This window comes from Agrococcus baldri, assembly GCA_900114805.1.
GTDB lineage: Bacteria > Actinomycetota > Actinomycetes > Actinomycetales > Microbacteriaceae > Agrococcus > Agrococcus baldri.
The window spans coordinates 385775-407768 of the sequence record FOZN01000002.1; the positions used below are offsets into that span (position 1 = coordinate 385775).

19 protein-coding genes are annotated in these 21994 nt (G+C 73.0%); 8 read left to right on the forward strand and 11 right to left on the reverse strand.

Annotated features, from left to right (window positions below; all coding sequences use genetic code 11):
* Nucleotides 1–6: 6 nt before the first annotated feature.
* The 5 genes from BM288_RS06025 to dnaK are packed head-to-tail and all read right to left on the reverse strand — an operon-like array spanning nucleotide 7 to nucleotide 4968.
* The gene (locus BM288_RS06025; protein WP_143103045.1) at nucleotides 7–855 is read right to left on the reverse strand and encodes a hypothetical protein; all 849 of its coding nucleotides are present in this window, start codon (nucleotides 853–855) and stop codon (nucleotides 7–9) included.
* Nucleotides 856–902: 47 nt separating this feature from the next.
* Nucleotides 903–1337: a heat shock protein transcriptional repressor HspR gene (locus BM288_RS06030; RefSeq protein WP_092916922.1), complete on the reverse strand. Its 435-nt coding sequence runs from the start codon at nucleotides 1335–1337 to the stop codon at nucleotides 903–905.
* Complete coding sequence (locus BM288_RS06035; protein WP_092916924.1) at nucleotides 1337–2299, reverse strand: DnaJ C-terminal domain-containing protein; 963 nt, start codon at nucleotides 2297–2299, stop codon at nucleotides 1337–1339. The genes BM288_RS06030 and BM288_RS06035 overlap by 1 nt, the downstream gene beginning before the upstream one ends.
* Before the next feature lie 51 nt (nucleotides 2300–2350).
* Nucleotides 2351–3100, reverse strand: a complete 750-nt coding sequence (locus BM288_RS06040) for a nucleotide exchange factor GrpE (protein WP_092916926.1) — start codon at nucleotides 3098–3100, stop codon at nucleotides 2351–2353.
* Between the two features lie 2 nt (nucleotides 3101–3102).
* Nucleotides 3103–4968, reverse strand: coding sequence for a molecular chaperone DnaK (dnaK, locus tag BM288_RS06045; RefSeq protein ID WP_092916928.1), 1866 nt, complete (start codon nucleotides 4966–4968; stop codon nucleotides 3103–3105).
* A 288-nt stretch (nucleotides 4969–5256) separates the two neighbouring features.
* Here dnaK and BM288_RS06050 point away from each other — a divergent pair, with 288 nt between their 5' ends.
* Together BM288_RS06050 and BM288_RS06055 are read left to right on the forward strand one after the other, a co-directional pair.
* Nucleotides 5257–5796 (forward strand): NUDIX domain-containing protein, encoded by a 540-nt coding sequence (locus BM288_RS06050; RefSeq protein WP_092916930.1) that lies wholly within the window; start codon nucleotides 5257–5259, stop codon nucleotides 5794–5796.
* A gap of 61 nt (nucleotides 5797–5857) precedes the next feature.
* The gene (locus BM288_RS06055) at nucleotides 5858–7321 is read left to right on the forward strand and encodes an MFS transporter (protein WP_092916932.1); all 1464 of its coding nucleotides are present in this window, start codon (nucleotides 5858–5860) and stop codon (nucleotides 7319–7321) included.
* A 15-nt stretch (nucleotides 7322–7336) separates the two neighbouring features.
* Here BM288_RS06055 and BM288_RS06060 read toward each other — a convergent pair whose 3' ends face one another.
* Both BM288_RS06060 and BM288_RS14610 read right to left on the reverse strand, forming a co-directional pair.
* Nucleotides 7337–7819: a nucleoside deaminase gene (locus BM288_RS06060; RefSeq protein WP_092916934.1), complete on the reverse strand. Its 483-nt coding sequence runs from the start codon at nucleotides 7817–7819 to the stop codon at nucleotides 7337–7339.
* Between the two features lie 86 nt (nucleotides 7820–7905).
* A complete protein-coding gene (locus BM288_RS14610; RefSeq protein WP_318255364.1) occupies nucleotides 7906–8475 on the reverse strand; it encodes a MarR family winged helix-turn-helix transcriptional regulator in 570 nt (189 codons plus the stop codon).
* A gap of 119 nt (nucleotides 8476–8594) precedes the next feature.
* Here BM288_RS14610 and BM288_RS06070 point away from each other — a divergent pair, with 119 nt between their 5' ends.
* The 3 genes from BM288_RS06070 (at nucleotide 8595) to BM288_RS06080 (ending at nucleotide 12549) form a co-directional block, all read left to right on the forward strand.
* Nucleotides 8595–9017: a hypothetical protein gene (locus BM288_RS06070; protein ID WP_143103046.1), complete on the forward strand. Its 423-nt coding sequence runs from the start codon at nucleotides 8595–8597 to the stop codon at nucleotides 9015–9017.
* 162 nt (nucleotides 9018–9179) lie between these two features.
* Nucleotides 9180–12086: a helix-turn-helix transcriptional regulator gene (locus BM288_RS06075; RefSeq protein WP_177220274.1), complete on the forward strand. Its 2907-nt coding sequence runs from the start codon at nucleotides 9180–9182 to the stop codon at nucleotides 12084–12086.
* A 244-nt stretch (nucleotides 12087–12330) separates the two neighbouring features.
* Nucleotides 12331–12549: a hypothetical protein gene (locus BM288_RS06080; RefSeq protein ID WP_092916940.1), complete on the forward strand. Its 219-nt coding sequence runs from the start codon at nucleotides 12331–12333 to the stop codon at nucleotides 12547–12549.
* 220 nt (nucleotides 12550–12769) lie between these two features.
* Here BM288_RS06080 and BM288_RS06085 read toward each other — a convergent pair whose 3' ends face one another.
* Nucleotides 12770–13666, reverse strand: a complete 897-nt coding sequence (locus tag BM288_RS06085; protein WP_092916942.1) for a hypothetical protein — start codon at nucleotides 13664–13666, stop codon at nucleotides 12770–12772.
* Nucleotides 13667–13669: 3 nt separating this feature from the next.
* Nucleotides 13670–14263: a dCTP deaminase gene (gene dcd / locus BM288_RS06090; RefSeq protein ID WP_092917754.1), complete on the reverse strand. Its 594-nt coding sequence runs from the start codon at nucleotides 14261–14263 to the stop codon at nucleotides 13670–13672.
* A 158-nt stretch (nucleotides 14264–14421) separates the two neighbouring features.
* Here dcd and BM288_RS06095 point away from each other — a divergent pair, with 158 nt between their 5' ends.
* Nucleotides 14422–14862, forward strand: a complete 441-nt coding sequence (locus tag BM288_RS06095) for a hypothetical protein (RefSeq protein ID WP_143103047.1) — start codon at nucleotides 14422–14424, stop codon at nucleotides 14860–14862.
* Between the two features lie 6 nt (nucleotides 14863–14868).
* Here the strand turns inward: BM288_RS06095 and BM288_RS06100 are convergent, their stop codons facing one another.
* Both BM288_RS06100 and BM288_RS06105 read right to left on the reverse strand, forming a co-directional pair.
* Nucleotides 14869–15714 (reverse strand): DUF1206 domain-containing protein, encoded by an 846-nt coding sequence (locus BM288_RS06100; RefSeq protein ID WP_092916946.1) that lies wholly within the window; start codon nucleotides 15712–15714, stop codon nucleotides 14869–14871.
* Nucleotides 15715–15755: 41 nt separating this feature from the next.
* Entirely contained in the window at nucleotides 15756–16601 is an 846-nt protein-coding gene (locus tag BM288_RS06105) for a DUF1206 domain-containing protein (protein WP_092916948.1), read from the reverse strand.
* A gap of 92 nt (nucleotides 16602–16693) precedes the next feature.
* Here BM288_RS06105 and BM288_RS06110 point away from each other — a divergent pair, with 92 nt between their 5' ends.
* Nucleotides 16694–19330, forward strand: coding sequence for an ATP-binding protein (locus BM288_RS06110; RefSeq protein WP_318255365.1), 2637 nt, complete (start codon nucleotides 16694–16696; stop codon nucleotides 19328–19330).
* Nucleotides 19327–21984, forward strand: coding sequence for an ATP-binding protein (locus BM288_RS06115; protein ID WP_177220276.1), 2658 nt, complete (start codon nucleotides 19327–19329; stop codon nucleotides 21982–21984). Before BM288_RS06110 ends, BM288_RS06115 begins: the two co-directional genes overlap by 4 nt.
* Nucleotides 21985–21994: the final 10 nt, after the last annotated feature.

Consider the following 21994-nt stretch of genomic DNA (forward strand, 5'->3'; position numbering starts at 1 on the left):
GCCGGATCAGCCCTTCGCGCCCGCTGGTGCCGTCGCGCTGCCGGGCACGCCGGTCACGACCGTCGCCCGGAAGACCGAGCCCATCCACAGCCACACGAGCACGCCCACGATGACCGCGATCACCACCGAGGCGACCAGGAACAGCAGCAGCGCGAACAGCGCGTTCGCGATCACCGCCGAGATGCCGCCGTCGCCGAGCTGGAACACCAGGCCGGCCAGCGCGCCCGCGCCCGCCTGCAGGATCGCCGACAGCCCCAGCGCCATCGGCACGGCCGTGAGCGTCACCAGCACCGGGTGGAACACCCCGTGCGCCCGCAGCACCAACCACGACAGCACGAAGCCGCCCAGCAGCAGCACGGCACCGATCACGATCAGCCAGAACGACACGTTGCCGAACGAGGTGGGGTCGACCTGCGTGATCGACCGGTCGAGCTCGCGCACCTGCGCCTCGCTCGCGAACAGCGCAGCGACGGCCATGATCACCGACTTGAACACCGTCGTGGCGTACCAGGCGCCGATCGGCACGGCCAGCGTGATGAGCCCGAGCGTCACCAGCGGCAGCCCGAGCGCACCGGCGATCATCACCCCGCGGCGCTCGCGCTTGCCGAGCCCGGGTCGATGCACCTGCACCGTCTCGATCTGCACGTCACCATGACGGATGCGCTCGGCCGCGTCCGCGTCGCCGAGCGGTCTGGTCGCGACCGCGGTGGGCGCATCGCTCGCCGGTGCAGCCGCGACCGGCGCGGCCTCGCGCGCGGTCGAGCGCCGCAGCCTCGTCTCGCCGTCGTCGGTCGGCAGCGGGATGGGCGCGGAGTCGTCGCGCCGCACGGGACGGGGCTTCGGGGTCTGTTCCACGCGCTCATCATGGCACCGGAGCCAGCGCGCCGGCCGACGGCGGCGGGTCAGTCGCGCCGGTGCGGGCGCCAGAGCACCACGGCGCCCGGCCTCGATGGGCGGGCGCCCGCGCGGATCGAGGTGATGCCCCCGTGCCCGGCCGCGAACACGCGCCGGCCCGTCTGCTGCATCACCGCATCCGCCAGTGCACCCTCGAGCTCGCGCACGCGCTCGCGCAGCTCGCGGTTCTCGTCGCTCATGTCGAGGATGCGGCGGATGCCCTCGAGCGAGACGCCCTCGCCCGAGAGCAGCTGCACCTGCTTGAGCCGGCCGACATCGCGCATCGAGTAGCGGCGGGTGTTGCCGGCGGTGCGGGCCGGTTCGACCAAGCCGAGCCGGTCGTACTGGCGCAGCGTCTGCGCGTGCAGGCCCGCCAGCTCGGCGGCCGCCGCGATCGAGAAGATCGGCGACGACTCGTCGAGTCCAGCGGGCTGCCCGAGCATCAGTTCGCCTTGGCCTTCGCCACCAGGTCGGCGCGCGGCGACTCGTTCGGGCCCGCCTTGACGAAGGCCTCGAGGTGCTCGACCTGCTCCTTGGTGAGGTGCGCCGGCACGACCACCTGGATGCTGGCAAGCAGGTCGCCGGTGCCCTTCTTGCCGGCCACGCCGCGGCCCTTGACGCGCAGCACGCGGCCGCTCGGGGTGCCGGGGGCGACCTTCAGGCGCACCGGGCTGCCGCCCAGCGTCGGCACCTCTATGGTCGCGCCCAGGGCCGCCTCGGCGAAGGTCACCGGCACGTCGAGGCGCAGGTTGAGGCCGTCCATCGTGAAGACCGGATGCGGTCGCACCTGCACCGTCAGGATGAGGTCGCCGGGCGGGCCGCCGGTGGTGGACGCGTCGCCCTTGCCGGCCAGCTTGATCTTCTGGCCGTCGTGCACGCCGGCGGGGATCTTCACCGTCATCGTCTTGCCGCCGACGGTGAGCTTGAGCGTGTCGCCCTGCACCGCCGAGGTGAAGTCGAGCGCCGCGCGGGCCGTGATGTCGCGGCCCTTCGCGGGGCGCCGCGCGCCGCCGAAGCCGCTGAAGCCACCAGCACCGCCGCCGCCGAACATGCCGCCCAGCAGGTCGTCGAAGTCGCCCTGCGAGTACTGCACCCGCGGGCCGCCGCCGAAGCCGCCGAAGACATCCTCGAAGCCGCCGGAGCCGCCCGGGGCGAAGCGCGGACGGCCGCCGGCCATCGCGCGCACCGCGTCGTACTCCTGCCGCTGCTTGGGGTCGGCGAGCACCGCGTGCGCCTCGGAGATCTCCTTGAAGCGCGCCTCGGCGGCAGCGTCGCCCGGGTTCGAATCCGGGTGGAACTGCCGCGCGAGCTTGCGGTACTGCTTCTTCAGATCAGCGGCCGAGACATCCTTGGCGACGCCCAGCACAGCGTAGAAGTCCTTGTCGAACCAGTCATTGCTGGCCATGCGGCGTCACCTCCTCCTGCCTCATCGGCGCTGCATCCATCCCTCTCGGGCTCACTCTGCCGGAACGAAGACCGCGACCTTGGCGGCGCGCAGCACGCGCTCGCCGACGCGGTAGCCCGACTGGATCACGTCGGCGACGACCATCTCGGTCACCTCCGCGCTGGGCAGCTGGGCGACGGCCTCGTGCTTGTCGATGTCGAACGCCTCACCGACCTCGCCGAGCTTGACGACGCCGAGCTCATCGAACGAGCCGCGCAGCTTCGCGGCCACGATCGCGAGCGGGCCCTCGACCAGGTCGCCGTGCTTGTCGGCCAGGTCGAGGTCGTCGAGCGCCGGCAGCATGGCCTTGATGACGGATGCGGTGGTCGCCTCGCGGTCGCCCGCCCGCTCCCGCTCGACGCGGTTGCGGTAGTTGACGTACTCGGCGCGCAGCCGCTGCAGCTCGTCGAGCTGGGCGGCAGACTTCGCCTCCAGCGCGGCGCGCTCGGCCTCGACCTTCGATGCCTCGCCCTCGAGCAGGGCGCGGTCCTCGGCGCTCAGCTCATCGGCTTCCGCCTGCGGAGCAGGCTGGGCGTCCGACGGAGCGCCGCTCTCGGCCCCGTCGCTGTCGGCCGGCACGACGGGCGTCGTGGACGCATCCGCGGGCACCGCCTGGCCGCCCAGGTCGACGTGACCGGTCGGCTCCGCTGCGGGCTGAGCCCCGGAGTCGGCCTTGGCCGGCTCGCGGGGCTCACCCGTCACGGGGTCGATGCGTCGCTTGTCGTTGACGCGCGGCTCTTCGAACTCCTCGTGATTTGTCACAGCTACTTGTTCTCGCTCTCGTCCTCGTCGTCCACGACCTCGGCGTCGACGACATCGTCGTCGGTGCTCTCCTCGGCCTGCGGCTCGTCGCCGGCCTCGCCGGCGGGCTGCTCGGCCTGGGTCTGCTGGTAGATCGCCTCGCCCAGCTTCGACTGCGACTGCTGCAGCTTCTCGACCGAGGTCTTGACTGCTTCGTCGTCGTCGCCCGCGAGCGCCGCCTTCACGGCGTCGACGTCGGCCTGCACCTCGGTCTTGACATCCTCGGGCAGCTTGTCGGCGTTGTCGGTCAGCACCTTCTCGACCGAGTAGACCAGCTGCTCACCGGAGTTGCGCAGCTCGGCGGTCTCGCGCCGGGCGTGGTCGGCCGCCGCGTTCTCCTCGGCGTCCTTCACCATGCGGTCGATGTCCTCCTTCGAGAGGCTCGAGCCGCCCGTGATGGTCATCGACTGCTCGGTGCCGGTGCCCTTGTCCTTCGCGGAGACGTGCACGATGCCGTTCGCGTCGATGTCGAAGGTGACCTCGACCTGCGGGATGCCGCGCGGCGCCGGCGCGATGCCGGTGAGCTCGAACGTGCCCAGCGGCTTGTTGTCGCGGGTGAAGTCGCGCTCGCCCTGGAAGACCTGGATGGCGACCGAGGGCTGGTTGTCCTCCGCCGTCGTGAAGGTCTCGGAGCGCTTCGTCGGGATGGCGGTGTTGCGGTCGATGAGCTTCGTCATCATGCCGCCCTTGGTCTCGATGCCGAGCGAGAGCGGCGTGACGTCGATGAGCAGGACGTCCTTGCGCTCGCCCTTCAGCACGCCGGCCTGCAGCGCGGCGCCCACGGCGACGACCTCATCCGGGTTGACGCTCTTGTTGGGCTCCTGGCCGCCGGTCATCTCCTTGACGAGCTCGGTGACCGCGGGCATGCGGGTCGAGCCGCCGACGAGCACCACGTGGGCGATGTCGGCCACCTTGATGCCGGCCTCGCGGATGACGTCCTCGAAGGGCTTCCTGGTGCGGTCGAGCAGATCCTTCGTCATGTTCTCGAACTGCGCGCGCGTCAGCGTCTCCTCGAGGTTGGCGGGGCCGGCCTCGGTGAGCGAGAAGTAGGGCAGCTGGATGCTCGTGGTCGTCGACGACGAGAGCTCCTTCTTGGCCTGCTCGGCAGCCTCCTTGAGGCGGCGCATCGCGATCTTGTCGTTCGAGACGTCGACGCCCGACTGCTCCTTGAAGCGCTTCTTCAGCCACTCGACGACGCGGTCGTCCCAGTCGTCGCCGCCGAGGCGGTTGTCGCCGGCGGTCGCGCGAACCTGGATGGTGGAGAAGTCGTCGTCCTTGCCCACCTCGAGCAGCGAGACGTCGAAGGTGCCGCCACCGAGGTCGAAGACGAGGATGAGCTCGTCCTCCTTGCCCTTGTCGAGGCCGTAGGCCAGCGCGGCGGCGGTGGGCTCGTTGATGATGCGCAGCACGTTCAGGCCTGCGATCTCGCCGGCCTCCTTCGTCGCCTGGCGCTCCGCGTCGTTGAAGTACGCGGGCACGGTGACCACCGCATCCGTCACCTTCTCGCCGAGGTAGGTCTCGGCGTCGCGCTTGAGCTTGCCGAGGATGCGCGCCGAGATCTCCTGCGGCGTCAGCTGCTTGCCGTCGATCTCCTGCTTCCAGTCGGTGCCCATGTGGCGCTTGACCGACGAGATGGTGCGATCGACGTTCGTGACGGCCTGGCGCTTGGCCGGCTCGCCGACGAGGGTCTCGCCCTCCTTGACGAATGCGACGACCGAGGGGGTCGTGCGGAAGCCCTCAGCGTTCGCGATGACGGTGGGCTCTCCGTTGTCGAGGAACGCGACGACGGAGTTGGTGGTGCCGAGGTCGATGCCGACTGCTCGTGCCATATGCTCTTGCCTCCTAGTTCGCAGCTCTGCTGCGCTCTGCCTGATTCCGGCGGAGGAGGCCACCGACAGCCCCCATGCGCGCCCGTGCGGACGCACTGTCTGGCGGTGGACTCGTCCCCCGGAACCGTGCCGCGACCGGCGCCCGGCTGGGCGCCCGACTTGAGTCGCGATGACTCAACTTTCTCACCTTGAGTCGAGTCGTGTCAAGTTTGATGCCTGTGCATCCACTGAGAATGCGAGCGGATGCGTCCAGCCCGTTGCCGAGGCCCATCCCCGTACGCTCGGGGCATGGCCTGGCCCGTCACCGACACCCGCATCGCGTACGAGAACCCGTGGATCCGCATCCGCGAGGACGCCGTCGTCCGCCCCGACGGGGAGCCGGGGCTGTACGGAGTGCTCGAGGTGCGCGACGCCGTCTTCGTCGTCGCGCTCGACGAGGCGGAGCGCGTCGTGCTCATCACCGTCGACCGGCACACCACCGGCACGTCGATCGAGGTGCCCGCCGGCGGCGGCGACGACCAGGATCCGCTGGTGGCCGCGCGGCGCGAGCTGCTCGAGGAGACCGGGCTCGAGGCGGCGGAGTGGACGCCGCTGGGCAGCATCAACGCCCTCAACGGCGTCGCGAGCGCGGCCGAGCACGTCTTCATCGCCCGCGGGCTGACCGCCGCTGAGGATGCGGCCGACTCGCAGCAGGAGGAGGGCATCTCGGCTGTGCGGCGCGTGCCGCTCGGCGAGGCGCTCGCGATGTGCGGCGACGGCCGCATCACCGACGGCGAGAGCGTCGCCGCGCTCGCACTCGCCGCCATCCGCCTCGGCCGCCTGCGCTGACACCCGGCGCCACTCCCTCGCGCGTCACCCGCTGCTCGCCTTCTCGCCCTACGCTCAAGCCATGAGCGTCCCTCACGAGCCGCCCGCGGCATCCGTCACCACCAAGCCGTCGCCGGACGACCTGGTGCAGCCGGCGCAGGCCGGCATCGAGCCGATCACCCGCCGCGAGCTCGGCCGCCGCGCGCGGGCGTGGGCCATGTGGGACTGGGGCTCCGCCTCGTTCAACGCGGTCGTCACGACCTTCATCTTCAGCACCTACCTGGCGTCGGGCCTGTTCGTCGACCCGGCGATCGTCGATGCCGCCGGCGAGGACGGGTCACCCGAGCTCACTCGCGCGCTCGCCGACAATGCCGCCATCGTCGCGTGGGCGGTCGCGATCGCAGGCATCCTGGTGGCCCTCATCGCCCCGATCGTGGGGCAGCGCTCCGACGGCGGCGGCCGCCGCAAGCTGTGGGTCGCGGTGAACACGGGGGTCACGATCCTCGCGATGGTCGGCATGTTCTTCGTCGCGCCGGTGCCCGAGTACCTGTGGCTCGGCGCGCTGCTGCTGGCCGCCGGCAACCTCTTCTTCGAGTTCGCGGGCGTGAACTACAACGCGATGCTGCACCAGGTCTCGACCAAGGAGTCGCTCGGCCGCACCTCCGGCTTCGGCTGGGGCATGGGCTACGTGGGCGGCATCGTGCTGCTGGGGCTGCTGCTGGTGCTGTTCATCTTCCCGCTGCTGCCCGGCGACGACGCCGGCCACGGCATCCTGAACGTGCCCTTCGGCCGCGACGGCGGCGGGCTCGACGTGCGCTTCGCGGTGCTCGCGAGCGCCGGCTGGTTCCTGGTGTTCGCGCTGCCGCTGCTGTTCACGGTGCCGGAGCTGCCGCCCACCGGTGCCGTGCCGAAGCGCGTCGGCATCGTCGAGTCGTACCGCATCCTCTTCCGCACCATCGTCCGCATCGGCCGTCGCGCGCCGAAGACGCTGCTGTTCCTGATCGCCTCGGCGGTCTTCCGCGACGGCCTCTCGGGCGTGTTCACCTTCGGCGCCATCATCGCCGCGCAGGTGTTCGGCTTCACCTCGACCGAGGTCATCCTGTTCGCGATCGCCGCGAACGTCACCGCCGGCATCGGCACCTTCGTGGGCGGCTGGGCCGACGACCGCTTCGGGCCGAAGACCGTCATCATCATCTCGCTGGCGGCGCTGGCGATCTCCGGCAGCGCCGTGATGCTCATCGGCACCAAGGCGATGTTCTGGGTCTGCGGCCTGGCGCTGGCGACCTTCGTCGGGCCGGTGCAGTCGGCGTCCCGCTCGTTCATGGCGCGCATCACGCCGGAGGGCCGCGAGGGCGAGATGTTCGGCCTCTACGCGACCACCGGCCGCTCGGTGTCGTTCCTCACCGCCTCGCTGTTCGGCGCGTTCGTCGGCCTGACCGGCGACACGCGCTTCGGCATCCTCGGCATCGTGGTCGTGCTCATCGCCGGCCTGCTGCTGGTGCTGCCGGTCACCCCCAGGCCGACGAAGATCGACGACCGCGACTGACGCGGGTCGGCTCGGTCAGTAGTCGATGCGGGAGGCGTTCTCGCGCCAGGCGTCGAAGGGCGCGACGCGCGACTCGAGCGGCTGCTGGCGCACCGGCATGCGTGAGCGGTCGGCCGTCTCGAAGTAGGCGTAGAAGGCCGCGTCGTCGAAGCCGGCAGCCGCGGCGTCGTGCCGGTCGGCCGCGAACACGACGCGCTCGATGCGCGCCCAGAGCGCTGCCGCGAGGCACATCGGGCATGGCTCGCAGCTCGTGTAGAGGACGGCGCCGCTCAGCTCGAAGACGCCGAGCTCGGCGCACGCCGTCCTGATGGCCATGACTTCGCCGTGCGCGGTCGGGTCGTTCGCGGCAGTCACCTGGTTCGTGCCCTCGAACGCGCGGCCGTCGGCGGTGACGACGAGGGCGCCGAAGGGCCCCCCGCCGTTTCCGGCGCTCTCGGTCGCCAGCGCGATAGCGCGCGCCAGCGGCGCTCGGTCGTCGTGCGCTGCTGCTTGCTGCATGCGGTGCCTCCCCGCTCAGCGAACCACGCCCGGCTGGCCGTCTGACCCAGGCTCGCTGCAGCAGCTGGCCGGTGTGCACAGCGTCGCTATGCGGGCCACGCGTCGGCCAGCTTCGCGAGCAGCCGAGCGAGCTCGGCCCGCTCCGCCACGGTGAGCGCCTCGGCGGCGGCAGCGACCTCCGCGGCACGCGCCTCCACGTGGGCCTCGAAGCGCGACCGCCCCGCCCGGGTCGCCTCGATCACGACCCGGCGCCCGTCCGAGGGATCGGGGATGCGTCGCACGAGTCCCGCGTCGGCGAGCGACTGCACCAACCGGGAGGCGCGCGGCTGGTCGACGCCGATCGCGTGCCCGAGATCGGTGATCGAGCGGGGCTGCTCCGTGTGCACGATCGCGTGCAGCATGCGCCTCGCACCCATGGCGCCGCGCCGGCCCGTGCCGCCCTCCCCCGCGCCATCGCCGAGCCCGTGCGGGTGGCGTCGGCCGCCCCGGCCGTGGCCATGCGGGTCGCCGTGACCGGCGCCGTGCGGACCGTGGCCGGGAGCGCCGTCACGTCGACCGGGGCTGCCGGAACCTGGCGGTCGCCGCATGCCGATGCGGTCGAGCGCAGCGGCGATCTGGGCGATCTCAGGATCTGGGGCTTGACGCGAAGCGCTCATGCATGTCACTCTACATGTACATGCTTCTTGACATGGATATGTCGAGTGACATGGATCCGCCGACCACCGACCGCGCGGACCGCAGCACTCCCGCTGCCACAGACGAAAGGACGATCGCCATGCGACACCCCGACCACTTCCACCAGCACACCGACCACTCCCAGTCGCACGAGGGCGAGCAGCCCGAGCGCGGCGGTCACTCCCGCGGCCACGGCTGCGGCCACGAGGGCCACGGCCCGGGACGAGAGGGCCGCGGCCACGAGGGTCACGTCCCGACGCGGGAGGGCCACGAGGAGTACGGCCAGCCCGGACGCCACCCGCGCGGCGGCACCCACCGTCGGCCCACCCTCGAGCGCAGCATCATGAAGTCGGCCCGACGCATCCGCCGGTCGGGCCTCGCACCCGAGCAGTTGCACCGCCGCATCGCGGCGACCGTCAGCCACGCGGACTACCTCACCACCCTGCGCACCCTGCGGCGCATCGGCATCGAGCTGCGGTCGACGCAGCCCGGCGCCGCTGCCGGCGACCACACCGCGCGCTGACAGCGAGCGGCACCAGCCAGAGCGCGTCCACTGCTGCGGCAGCGGGCGCGCTCTGCATCCGGCGCGACTCAAGAGGCACGCAGTGCGAGCACAAGAAGCGGCGCCGGTGCCGGGTTCGGTGCCACGCTGGACGACATGCTCTCGCCGGCGACGAGCCCTTCGATGGTCGGGCGAGCCCGCGAACTGGCCGCCCTGCGGCAGTCGCGCGCCGCCGTCGAGGCAGGCACTCCGCACGGCGTGGTGATCGCGGGAGAGGCCGGCATCGGCAAGACGCGGCTGCTCGACGACTTCACCCGCACGCTGCCGGACGACGTCGTCGTCGCGCGCGGCCAGTGCGTCGCGATGGGCTCGATCGCCTCGCCGTTCGCGCCGCTGCGCGGCGTGCTGCGCGACCTGGTGGCGCACTTCGGCGCGGACGCGCTGCTGACCGCCGCCGGGCCGGCCGGCCGCCTGCTGCCCGCGGTGCTGCCCGAGCTCGCCGAGGGACCGGCCGGTGAGATCAGCCAGGAGCAGCTGCACGACGCGGTCAGCCTGCTGCTCGAGGGGCTCTCCGCGTCGAGCCCGCTCGTGGTGATCGTCGAGGACGTGCATTGGGCCGACGTGCCGAGCCTCGACCTGCTGCGCAGCCTGCTGCACACCCTGCGCCGCGGGCGCGTGCTGGTGGTGCTCAGCTACCGCACCGACGACGTGGGCCGTGGGCATCCGCTGCAGCCGTTCCTCGTCGAGCTCGATCGGGCCCGTAGCGTCGCGAAGGTCGAGCTGACTCGCCTCAGCAGCGACGAGACGCTCGAACAGGTGCGACTGATCCGCGGCACCGTCCCCGAGGCCGGCGCGGTCGCGGCGCTCATCGACCGCAGCGACGGCATCCCCTTCTTCGTCGAAGAGCTGCTGGCCCTCGAGACCGGCCCCGAGGACCCGCTGCCGAGCACCCTGCGCGAGCTCGTGCTGGCGCGCTACGCGCGGCTGGGCGAGGCGACCCAGGCGGTGCTGCGCCTCGTGGCCGCCGGCGGCGTGACCGTCGAGCACGCGCTGGTCGAGTGGGTGCACGGCGGCGACCGCGACTCGCTCGACGCCGGGGTGCGCGAGGCGATCGCCGGCCAGGTGCTGCTCGTGCACGGCTCGGCGTACAGCTTCCGCCACGCGCTCACGCAGGAGGCGGTGCACGACGAGCTGCTGCCCGGTGAGCGCAGCCGCTTCCACGCGCGCTACGCGGAGGCGCTCGAAGCCGATGACGATCGACCCGGCCGTTGGGCCGAGATCGCCGGGCACTGGCTGCAGGCGCATGCCCAGCCCAAGGCGCTGGGCGCGCTCGTGGCCGCTTCGCGCGAAGCCCACGCCGCCGGTGCTCCCGGCGCTGCGGGTCAGCTCGGCGAGCAGGCGCTCGAGCTGTGGCCGCACGTGGCCGATGCCGAGGAGCGAAGCGGGTGCACGCGGGCACGGCTGTTCCTCGAGGTCGCCACGGCCTACGAGGATGCCGCTGACGTGCGCGCGATCGGCCTGCTAGAGGAGGCGCTCGGGGAGGTGCCGCCGGAGGACGTGCTCGGCCGCGCGCTGCTGCAGCACGAGCTCGTCGTGGCTCGGCACGACATGGGCGTGCCCGGCGAGCAGGCGGATCACCTCGCGGTGCTGGCCTCGCTGCCCGCCGACCTCGACGACGAGGCGGAGGCAGTGCGCGCGCGAGTGCACACGGGGATGGCCGTGCTGCAGATGCTCGAGCTGCAGCCCGCTGCCGACGCGATGCTGCAGGACGCGGTCGCGATCAGCCGCGCGCTGATGGAGCGCACCGCCGACCCCGAGATCGAGGAGCGGGCGCGCTTCGAGCTCGTGCGCGGTCTCACCAGCCTGGGATCGGCGCGCGCGTTCGCGGGGGACGTCGACGGGGGCCTCGCGGTGCTGGACGAGGCGCTGACCATCTCGCGCGGGGATGCGCACGCCAGGCTGCGGCACGCGGAGCAGAGCTCGTTCCTGCTGCTGCACCTCGGCCGGTTCGCCGAAGCCGCGCGCGTCGCGAGCGACTCGCGCGACGCGCAGACGGCGATCGGCACGGAGCGCGGCTGGGGCGCGCTGATCTCGATCATCGGGGCGCTGGCGCACCTGGGCGGTGGCGAGCTCGCAGCGGCCGCCGCCATCCTGCGGCGCATCCGCAGCAGCCGCCCACCTGTGCTCACCGACACCTACAGCGCCGTGCTGGCCGCCGAGCTCGCGATGCTGCGTGACGAGGGCAGCGTCGCCGCTGCCGAGCTGCACGCCGCCCGAGACTCGATCACGTCGCTGCTCGCGACGGATCCCAACGACCTCCTGTGGGGTGCGCGCGTGCGGGCAGAGCGCGCCTACGACGACGGCGACCTCGCGGCCGCGTGGGCGCAGGTCGCGATGATCTGGCAGCAGCCGCACACGGCGCCCGGCGCGGCCTTCAGCCTCATCGCCATGGGCGCCCGGACGCTCGCGAGCCTGCGGGGCGCAGGGCTCGCGCCGCAGGGCACGACGGACGACGATGCCGAGCGGCAGCTGCGCGAGACCTTCGAGCGCATCGCCATCTGGGAGGTCGCCGACGACTGGCGAGCCCTCATCGACGCCGAGCTCGGCGGCGGCGCGGGAACCGGCGACGACCCGGCGCTCTGGCGCGACGCCGCCGACGCGGCAGCGCGCGGCCGGCTCCCCGTCGCCGTCCGCGCCCACGCGCTGCAGCGCTTGGCGGAATCGCGGCTCGGCAGGGGCGACCGCGACGGGGCGCGCGGTGCGCTCGACGAAGTGACCGCGCTCGCCGAGGCGCACGACCTGCGGCGTGCCGGGCGGCTCGCTGCAGAGCTCGCCCAGCAAGCCGGGCTGGCGCTCGCTGGACCGCCCGCGGCGGACAGTCGCGCCGCGCCGGCCGGCGGGCGCACGCTCACGAGCCGCGAGCGGCAGGTGCTGCAGCTGGTCGCCGAGGGCCTCACCAACCGGCAGATCGGCGAGCGCCTCTTCATCAGCGACAAGACCGCGAGCGTGCACGTCTCGGCGATCCTGCGCAAGCTCGGCGCCTCCGGCCGCGCCGAGGCGGCGGCGCGCGCCGCCGAGCTGCTCGTCTGAGCCGCCCGCAGGCGATCTGAGGGCCTCAGCGCCGACGCGGGCCTGCGGTGCGCGCCTGAGGCGACCATGCACGCGACTGAGGTGGCCCACTGGCCCACCTGAGGCATCCGCCCCGCACCTCAGACCGCGAGATCGGCGCCGAAGACTGGGCATCCGCCCGATCCGCGGCCCACCCCTCAGCGAGCACTCTCGAAGACATCAGCCGAAGCACCCAGCACGGCACCAGCAGCATCAGGAGCAGATCATGGAACAGATCAACCTCGAGGCGACGCAGAGCATCCTCCGCGAGCGTCACGCCCAGGTCGTCCGCGACGCCGAGACCCGCCGCATGCTGGCCGAGCGCCGCGCCGCCGGCACCATCAGCACCCCCGCGGCAGCCGCACCGGCTCCTGCCCGTGCCAGCATCTTCGTCCGCCTCGCCGAGCGGCTGCACCTCGCGCACCGCCGCCCGGCCCTGACGTGAGGCGGCGAGCCATCCAGAACCGCACAGTCGACAGCTTTCGGCACAGGGGCGCACCGATCCATGGACGGTGCGCCTTGTCGCGTGCGTGCCGGCCAGCGCGGTCGCCACCCGCGAGCGGCGCTGTCACAGATGTATGACTGTTCGCTCCGGCAGGACATCGGGTTGAGCAAACCGACGTATATCTGCGGCGAGATGGCTCAACCCGGCGGGTCGGCGAGGCTCAGAGCACAGGATCGGTGGGGCGGATGCGCTCTGCCTCGATCGCGGGATGCCCCAGCACGCGTCCGACCAGGTGGGCGCTGCCGCCGATCAGCGTGACGTCGAGGTCGAGGTCGGTCGCGACGAACCAGGCGGGGGCGCCGTGCGGCTCGACCGGCCAGATCGCGTTGGGCGTGCGGTACTCGAGCGGGCGATCGGCTCGCCAGCCGAGGCCCGCCGACTCGACCCACGACGGGTCGGCGAAGGCCGCGAGCTGCGCGCGCAGCAGCACGTGGCCGCGGCCCTGCTGCTCGCGCGGCAGCCCGAGCACGTGCTGCGCCCGCATCGCGGCCAGCACCTCAGGGTCGACGGCAGCGGTCTGCTCGGCGCGGTGCTCGGCCTGCGCTCGCCGCGTCTCGCGTCGCCGCTCCCACCAGCTCGCGGCCTCGGGGAACGCCAGGAACACGCTCGAGCCGCGCGGGTCGAGCCCGCTGCCCTCCCACACCGCCGCGAGCACCTCGGCGTCGCCGTGGCTCTCGAGCAGCAGCTCGGTGAGTGTCGCCAGCAGCGGCACGGGGATGTCGAGGCCGTGCGCGCCGAACACGCGACGCCCGTCCGGCAGATCGATCGAGTCGTCGCCGAAGCGGGACTGCCAGACGGTGGAGGGCTCGCGCTCCCCCACCCGATCGCCGATCAGCTCGGCGGCCTCTGCCCACGTGATCTCGCGCGCGGCGTACTGGACGTTGCCCCACGCATCCGTCTGCGACGTCGGCGTCTCGAGCGTCGCCGGGTGCAGGATGCGCGCGTAGGCCTCGAAGATCGGCGGCACGTTGGCGGCGACCGAGCCGAAATCGCTCAGCGACTCCTGCACCCAGCGGGCGAGACCGACGTCGCGCTCGACGCGCAGCGGGCCTGCCACGGGCTACTCGGTCTCGGGCGCGTCGAGCACCGTGCGGTGGAAGCTCTGGAAGGAGCGCGAGGCGGTGGGGCCGCGCTGCCCCTGGTAGCGATTGAGGTTCGCGCCCTGGCCGTAGGGCGTCTCGGCGGGCGAGGAGAGCTGGAAGTAGCAGACCTGCCCGATCTTCATGCCCGGCCACAGCTTGATCGGCAGCGTCGAGACGTTGGAGAGCTCGAGCGTGACATGGCCGGAGAAGCCCGGGTCGATGAAGCCGGCGGTCGAGTGGGTCAGCAGTCCCAGCCGCCCCAGCGACGACTTGCCCTCGAGGCGCGCGGCGACGTCGTCGGGCAACGTGATCCGCTCGTAGGTGGCGCCGAGCACGAACTCGCCCGGGTGCAGGATGAACGGCTCGTCGTGGTCGACCTCGACCAGCCGGGTGAGCTCGGGCTGATCCTCCGCCGGGTCGATGAACGGGTACTTGTGGTTGTCGAACAGCCGGAAGCCGCGGTCGAGCCGCACGTCGACGCTCGCCGGCTGCACCATCGCCATCTCGAGCGGGTCGAGGGCGAGCTCGCCCGACTCGAGCCGGGCACGGATGTCGCGATCACTGAGCAGCACGAGTGCGAGCGTATCGCTCGGCGCGCGCCCGCCGCCGGTGCCATCGTCGGTATCCGACACAGCGGATGCGCTGGCCGCGTTCACAGCCGAAGGGAGGACGATGGGTGCAGGCAGGCCCGGGTGTCGGGTCGTGGCCTGAGGTCGCAGGGGAGGTGGCCGTGGACGGGAAGCGTGATCGCCGGCTCGAGGACTGGGTCGAGCTCGCGGCTGCCGCCGTCGAGCGCGCGCGCCGCTCGATCGGCGACGACGAGGTGGCCCGCCGGGTCGACGCCGGTGTGACCGACGAGGACTACGAGGTCGTGGTGCGCGTGCTGCGCACGATGGGCCGCGATCTGCAGTCGACCGGCCCCGACCTCTCGGCGCTCGACGCCCGGCTGCGCGCCGGGCACGTCGAGCAGCATCCGCACGTGCCGGAGCCTCCGGACGATGTGATGGGAGCGGATGCGGCGCCGGCTGCGGTCGAGCGGAATCCCGAGCCGACCCTCGCCGACCTGCCCGCGCACGAGCGCGCGAACCTGACGCCTGCGGAGCTGGCGAGGAAGCTCGCGCGGCTGCGCAACCCGGTCCTCCCCCACCCGCGGCGCGGGCGGGGCGTGTAGGAGCGCTCAGCGCGCCCAGATGCCGCGCACGACGCAGTAGGCGCCGTAGACGATGAGGCCGATCGCGATCGCGACCAGCGCGATCACGCCGCCCGGCACGGTGGTCAGCGACTGCAGCGCGCCGTCGAGCCCGCCGGTGTCATCGGGCTCGTGCCGCACGGCGGCGAGCACGAACAGCACGCCCACGATGCCGATCGCGACCCCCTTCGAGACGAAGCCCGGCATGCCGAGCGCCTCGACGAGCCGCCGGAATCGTCGCGGCGGGGCCACATCCTCGAAGAACTTCCTGCGCAGCCCCCGCAGCACGAACGCCACCCCCACGCCGACGATCACGAGGCCCGCGGCGCCGATGACCCACAGCCCCGCCGGGCTCGCCATCACGGCAGAGGAGACCGTCTCGGTCGCCTGCTCGCCGTCGACCTCGCCGCCGAGCGCGAAGACCAGCGCCGTGCCGCCGACGACCGCGTGACCGATGCCGCGACCCGCCGCGCGCAGGGCGTCGCGCCGACTGCGACGCGACTCGGCGATCGCGATGACGAAGGCATGCAGCGCGAGCGCGACGAGCGCGATGCCGACCACCCACAGCGCGACGCCGCCCACCGCCGTGCGCTCGATCGCGCGCATGGCGCCGGACTGGTCGGCGGGTCCTCCCGCGCCGAACGCGATGCCGAGCGCGATGCCGCCGATCACCATGTGCACGACGCCGTTCGCCGACTGGCCGACGCTCTCGACCCAGGAGGTCGCGCGATGCTCCTCGGCCCCGGCGGCGGCGCGCTGCGCCTTGTGCGCGGCATGCGAGGCCGCATCCGCCGCGTCCGACAGCGGCTCCTGCAGCCCCTCGCTCGACGCCATGGGCCAACGTTAGTCGCGCCGGCCAGGGATCGCCTGGGGCCTCAGCGCGACCAGGCGCCGCGGGCGAAGCAGTAGATGCCGTAGAGCATCAGCCCCACGGCGATGCCGACCAGCGCGAAGACGCCGCCGGGCACCGTGGTGAGCGACTGCAGCGCCGCATCGAGGCCGCCGGCCTCCTCGGGATCGTGCTGCACGGCCGCGGTCAGGAACAGCACCCCGACGACGACCACCGCCAGCCCTTTGGCGACGTAGCCGACGGTGCCGAGCAGATCGACCAGCCGGCGGAACCTGCGCGGCGGCGAGACGTCCTCGCGGAACGTGCGCCGTACGCCCTTGACCACGAAGTAGATCCCGATGCCGGCGATCGCCACGCCGACCGCGCCGACCAGCCACGGACCGACGGGCGTGGCCATCAGCTGCGAGGAGATGGAGTCCGTGCTCTGCTCGCTGTTCGACGAGCCGCCGACCGCGTAGACGAGTGCCGTCGAGCCGACCGCGGCGTAGGCGATGCCGCGCCCGGCGTGCTTCAGCGCATCCTTCCCGTCGCGCCGCGAGGCGGCGATGGCGCTGACGAAGGCGTGCAGCGCGAGCAGCACCATCGCGATGCCGACCGCCCACAGGGCGATGCCGCCGAGCGGGGTCTGCTGCAGCGCGCGCATGGCGCCCGACTGGTCGGCGGAGCCGCCCGAGCCCAGCGCGACGCCCAGGGCGATGCCGCCGATGATGAGGTGCACGACGCCGTTGGCGACCTGGCCGACGCCTTCGACCCAGTCTGCGGCGGGATGCCGCCCTGCCCGCTCGGCGACATCCTGCGCCCCGTCGCTCGCGCGACCTGCCGCATCCTTCGCCCGCGACGCCGCGATGCGCGCACCATCTCCGTCGACCACGTGGCCACCCTATGGCCCTGTCCCCCTGTGATCGTCCCAGGATTCGCAGAAGATCGTGGCGCAGCAGTGCCTGCTGGGTCGAAGATGTGGCAATGAGTGGGCGCCGACCCGTGATCCGCACCCCCGATCAGCGCGTGCGGGTCTTCGTCAGCTCCACCCTGCGCGAGCTCGCCGACGAGCGCCGCGCCGTACGTGCCGCGATCGAGCGGCTGCGGCTCGCGCCGGTGATGTTCGAGCTGGGCGCCAGGCCGCATCCGCCGCGCAGCCTCTACCGCTCGTACCTCGCGCAGAGCGACGTCTTCCTCGGCATCTACGGCGACAGCTACGGGTGGGTCGCGGCCGGCGAGGAGCTCTCGGGCCTCGAGGACGAGTACCGGCTCGCGCCGCCGGAGATGCCGAAGCTCATCTACATCCGCGCCTCCGAGCAGCGGGAACCACGGCTCGAGGCGCTCATCGAGCGCATCCAGCAGGACGACACCGCCGCCTACCTCCCGTTCGGCTCCGCAGCCGAGCTGCAGGAGCAGGTGATAAGCGACCTCGCGACCCTGCTCGCCGAGCGCTTCGACGAATCGCGCCCGACCCCGAGCCACGCCTCGGGCGGCGCCGACGAGATCCCGCCGACGCCCGACCTGCGCCTCCCCGTGCCGTACACCTCCACGATCGGCCGCGAGCGCGAGCTCGGCGAGGTGCGGGAGCTGCTCGCCGCCGGCAGCGATCGGGTGATCAGCCTCATCGGCCCGGGCGGCATCGGCAAGAGCCGGCTCGCGGTCGAGATCGCGCGAGCGACCGAGGACCTCTTCCCCGACGGGCGCTACTTCCTGCCGCTCGAGGGCGTGTTCGAGCCCGGCCTGCTGCTGCCCACGATCGCGTACGTGCTCGGCATCCGCGACAACGGCGAGGCGGTGCTCGAGGAACGCGTCGCCCGGGCGCTCGAGGGCCGGCGCGTGCTGCTCGTGCTCGACAACTTCGAGCAGATCATCGACGCCGCGCCGCTGCTCGTGCGGCTCTTCTCGCTCGCACCGAGCGCGACCTTCCTCGTGACCAGCCGCGTCGTGCTGCGCATCCGCGGCGAACGCGTCTACGACGTGCAGGCACTCGGGGTACCGGATGCGGCGCGCGGTCGTGCGGGCGCCGCGCGCGCCGAGCGGTCGGCGGCGTGCCGCCTCTTCGTCGACCGTGCGCGGGCCGTGAACCCCGGCTTCGCGCTCACCGACGAGAACGCGGCGGCCATCGCCGACATCTGCCGCCGGCTCGAGGGGCTGCCGCTCGCGATCGAGCTGGTCGCGGCGAAGGCTCGCATGCTGACCCCGCAGGGCATCGCCGAGCGGCTCGAGCAGAGCCTGCCGATGCTCACGGCCGCGGCGCGGGATCTGCCCGACCGGCACCAGACGATGCGCGCCACCATCGACTGGAGCGTGAGCCTGCTCGGCGACGAGGATCGCGGGCTGCTCGAGGACCTCGGCGTCTTCGCCCGCCAGTTCACCCTCGAGGCGGTCGAGGCGCTCGGAGCGGGCCGGGCGTGGGAGGGCCGCGCGATGGAGGGGGTCGCCGCACTCGTCGATGCCTCGCTCGTCAAGCAGGCGCAGCTCGGCGGGCGCTCGGTGCTGTCGCTGCTGGCGGTCGTGCGCGAGCACTCCCTCGGCCGGCTCAAGGAGCGCGGCGAGGCCGGGCGCATGCGCGCCGCGCACGCCGACCACTACAGCGCGCTCGTCGCCCGCGTCGCGCCGGGCCTGCGCGGACCCGGCCAGGCCGAGTCGGTGGTGCAGCTCGGACTCGAGCTGCCCAACCTGCGCGCGGCCGTGCGCCACCTCGTGCACATCGACCGGCTCGACGACGCGGGCGACTTCGCCTGGCGGCTGCTCGTCTACTGGTGGATCGCCGGCTTCTTCGGCGAGGTGCGCGTGTGGATGCTCGAGCTGCTCGACAAGGAGCAGCCGATCACCCCGCACACGCGCGCCGTCGCGTGGTTCTTCGCCCTCTGGAGCGAGATGTGGCAGCGGCCGACCGAGCAGGTCGTCGCCGGACTGGGCGAGTGCGTGCGGCTGTTCACCGAGAGCGGCGACGAGGACGCCGCGGCGATGAGCGTGGCCGCGCGCGCCACGGCGCGACTGCAGCTGCCGCTGCCAGAGCTCGACGCCGCCGAGCGCGAGCTCGGCGAGGCGGTCGAACGGCTCCGCGCGCTCGAGAACCGATGGGCGGAGGCGATCACCGAGGTCTCGCGCGGCAGGCTTGCGTGGCTGCGCGGCAAGCAGGACGAGGCGCAGTCGCACTTCGACCGCGCGACCGAGGTCGCCGAGGCGAGCGGCGACCTCTTCACGCTCTCGGTGGCCGGCAACCACCAGGCCCGGCTGCAGCTGGTGCGCGGCGAGGTGGACGCGGCCGAGAGCGGCTGCATCCGCACGCTGCTCGTCTCGACCAGGCTGCACTTCGAGGAGGGCGTCGCCTACGGGCTCGAGGGGCTCTGCGCGGTCGCGGCCGCGCGCGGCGACGCCGAGCGCGCGGGCACGCTCGCGGCGGCGGCCGACACCATCCGCCAGCGCATCGGGGTGTTCGACGCCGAGGTCTTCACGGTGCACACGCCGCAGCTCGACGGCATCCGCGCCGCCGACCCCCGCGCGGTGGCCGCCGGCGAGCTGCGCGGTGCCGAGCTCACAGTGCCCGAGGCGATCGCGCTCGCGCTGCCCGCCCCCGAGCTCGAGCGGATCGCCGCCTCGCTGGTGGGATGGTGAGCGCCGCGAAGGAGCCGCGCGCACCCGCCCGCGCGACCACCGCGCACGACGCGGGCACACGCATCCGCACCCCCGACCAGCGCCTGCGCGTGTTCGTCTCGTCGACGCTCCGCGAGCTCGAGGCCGAGCGCCGTGCCGTGCGCGCCGCGATCGAACGGCTGCGGCTCGCGCCGGTGATGTTCGAGCTGGGCGCGCGGCCGCATCCGCCACGCGACCTCTACCGCGCCTACCTCGAGCAGAGCGACGTGTTCGTGGGCATCTACGGCGAGCGCTACGGCTGGATCGCGCCGGACGAGACGATCTCCGGCCTCGAGGACGAGTACCGGCTCGCGCCGGCCGGCATGCCGCGGCTCATCTACCTGCTGGCGGGCGCGGAGCGGGAGCCGCGCCTCGACGAGCTCGTCGACCGCATCGAGCGCGACGACGCCGCCTCCTACAAGGCCTACGCATCGCCGGAGGAGCTCGCGGAGCTCGTCGAGGCAGACCTCGCGACGCTGCTCGCCGAACGATTCGACAGCGCGCGCTCGGTAGCCGGCCCCGCGACCGCCGAAGGCCGGCCCGACCTGCTGGCCGCCCGCATCCCCTCGGCCTACACGCGGCTGGTCGGCCGCGACCGAGAGCTCGCCGCCGTGCTCGCGCTGCTGGCCGATCGCGACAACCGGCTCGTGACCCTGCTGGGGCCGGGCGGCATCGGCAAGAGCCGCCTCGCGATCGCGATCGCGGAGGCCGCCGGCGCGCACTTCCCCGACGGCACGGCGTTCGTGCCGCTGGAGAACGTGCTCGAGCCCGAGCTGCTGCTGCCGACGATCGGTCACGCGATCGGCGTGCGCGACAGCGGCGAGCTGCCGATCGAGCAGCGCCTCGCGATCGCGCTCGAGGGCAGGCGCATGCTCCTCGTGCTCGACAACTTCGAGCAGCTCGTCGCCGCGTCGCCGATCCTCGTGCGGCTGCTCACGATCGCGCCCGACGCGACGTTCCTCGTCACGAGCCGTGCGGTGCTGCGCGTGCGCGGCGAGCGGGTCGTCGACGTGCCGCCGCTCGCCACGCACGACCCGGCGTCGCCGGACTCGGTCGCTCGCGCGCGCACGGCCCCTGCCGTCGAGCTGCTCGTCGAGCGCGCGCACGCCGTCAAGCCCGACTTCGAGGTGACCGAGGCCAACATCGAGGCGATCGTCGGGATCTGCAGGGTGCTCGAGGGCCTGCCGCTCGCGATCGAGCTCGCCGCTGCGCGCATGCGGGTGCTCACCCCCGCGGCCATCCTGCAGCGGCTCGATCGCCAGCTGCCGCTGCTCGTCGACGCCTCGCGCGACCTGCCGCCGCGGCAGCGCACGCTGCGCTCGACGATCGAGTGGTCGACGGGGCTGCTGGCCGAGTCCGAGCGCCGCGTGCTGCGGGAGCTCGCCGTCTTCGCCCCCGGCTTCACGCTCGAGTCGGTCGAGGCGTTCGCCGCAGCGCGCGGATGGGATGTCGACGTGGTCGCGGCGCTCGAGGCCCTCGTCGACAGCTCTCTGGTCGAGCAGGCCGACATCGATGGCGAAGCGGTCTTCTCGATGCTGGCGACCGTGCGCGAGCACGGGATCGAGCGGCTGAGCGAGACGGGCGAGGAGGACGCCGCGCGCAGCGCGCACGCGGCGGTCTACGCCGAGCTGGCACGGCGCGAGGGGCGAGGGCTCGGCTTCAGTCAGCAGATGTCGGCCGTGCAGCGACTGAACCTCGAGCGCTCTAACCTGCGAGCCGCGGTGCGCCACCTCACGAGCGCCGGTGATGTCGAGATGGCCGCCGATGTCGCCTGGCGGCTGTTCCTCTACTGGTGGATGGGCGCGTACCTGATGGAGGTCGCGCTGTGGATGGAGGAGGTGCTCGCGCGGCCCGCCGAGACGGTGTCGCCGCGCGCGCGGGCGACCGCGGCGTTCTTCATCGCCTGGCGCGACATGTGGCTGCGGCCATCGCATGAGATCCCCACCGGGCTGCTCGCCGCGGCCGCCGACTTCGCCGCCGATGGCGACGACCTCGGCGCCGCGATGTGCATCGCCACCGCTGGCTTCGCCGAGATCAACACCGCCGATCCCGACATCGAGCAGGCCGGCGCGTGGCTGCACGAGGGCACACGGCGGTTCCACGAGCTCGGCGCGGGATGGGGCGAGAGCCTCGCGCTCGTCGCGCTCGCGCGCATCTCGGCGCTCACCGGCGACCTCGCGTCGGCCACCACGCAATCGCAGCGCGCCGTCGAGGCCGCTGTCGGCAGCGGCGATCGCTTCGCCGCCACCGTCGCGACGCACCACCTCGCTCGCATGCACCTGTTCGTGGGCCGCGTCGAGGAGGCAGAGCGGATGCTGCTCGATGCGGTCGCCGGCTCGGTGGCGCTGCGCCACGAGGAGGGCATCGCGTACGGGCTCGAGGGGCTCGCCGCGACCGCCGCGACGCGCGACGACGTCGAGCGGGCCGGTGTGCTCGCCGGCGCCGCCGCGGCGATCCGCAAGCGCACCGCGATGTTCGATGCGCCCGCCTTCGTCTTCCACACCCGCTACCTCGCGGAGCTCGCCGAGCGGGTGGATCCGGACCGGCTGCGCGTCGCTGAGAAGCGCGGCCGCGAATACGGCGCCTTCGAGGCCGCCGACTACGCACTGACCGGGCGCACGGGCAGCACCGGCTAGCGTGGCCGCG

Excerpts from the sequence above, each read along its gene's own strand:
- BM288_RS06030 (WP_092916922.1), bottom strand. The coding sequence starts at position 1,337 with ATGCTCGGGCAGCCCGCTGGACTCGACGAGTCGTCGCCGATCTTCTCG.
- BM288_RS06035 (WP_092916924.1), bottom strand. The coding sequence starts at position 2,299 with ATGGCCAGCAATGACTGGTTCGACAAGGACTTCTACGCTGTGCTGGGC.
- dnaK (WP_092916928.1), bottom strand. The coding sequence starts at position 4,968 with ATGGCACGAGCAGTCGGCATCGACCTCGGCACCACCAACTCCGTCGTC.
- BM288_RS06050 (WP_092916930.1), top strand. The coding sequence starts at position 5,257 with ATGGCCTGGCCCGTCACCGACACCCGCATCGCGTACGAGAACCCGTGG.
- BM288_RS06055 (WP_092916932.1), top strand. The coding sequence starts at position 5,858 with ATGAGCGTCCCTCACGAGCCGCCCGCGGCATCCGTCACCACCAAGCCG.
- BM288_RS06060 (WP_092916934.1), bottom strand. The coding sequence starts at position 7,819 with ATGCAGCAAGCAGCAGCGCACGACGACCGAGCGCCGCTGGCGCGCGCT.
- BM288_RS14610 (WP_318255364.1), bottom strand. The coding sequence starts at position 8,475 with ATGAGCGCTTCGCGTCAAGCCCCAGATCCTGAGATCGCCCAGATCGCC.
- BM288_RS06070 (WP_143103046.1), top strand. The coding sequence starts at position 8,595 with ATGCGACACCCCGACCACTTCCACCAGCACACCGACCACTCCCAGTCG.
- BM288_RS06075 (WP_177220274.1), top strand. The coding sequence starts at position 9,180 with ATGGTCGGGCGAGCCCGCGAACTGGCCGCCCTGCGGCAGTCGCGCGCC.
- BM288_RS06080 (WP_092916940.1), top strand. The coding sequence starts at position 12,331 with ATGGAACAGATCAACCTCGAGGCGACGCAGAGCATCCTCCGCGAGCGT.
- BM288_RS06100 (WP_092916946.1), bottom strand. The coding sequence starts at position 15,714 with ATGGCGTCGAGCGAGGGGCTGCAGGAGCCGCTGTCGGACGCGGCGGAT.
- BM288_RS06110 (WP_318255365.1), top strand. The coding sequence starts at position 16,694 with ATGAGTGGGCGCCGACCCGTGATCCGCACCCCCGATCAGCGCGTGCGG.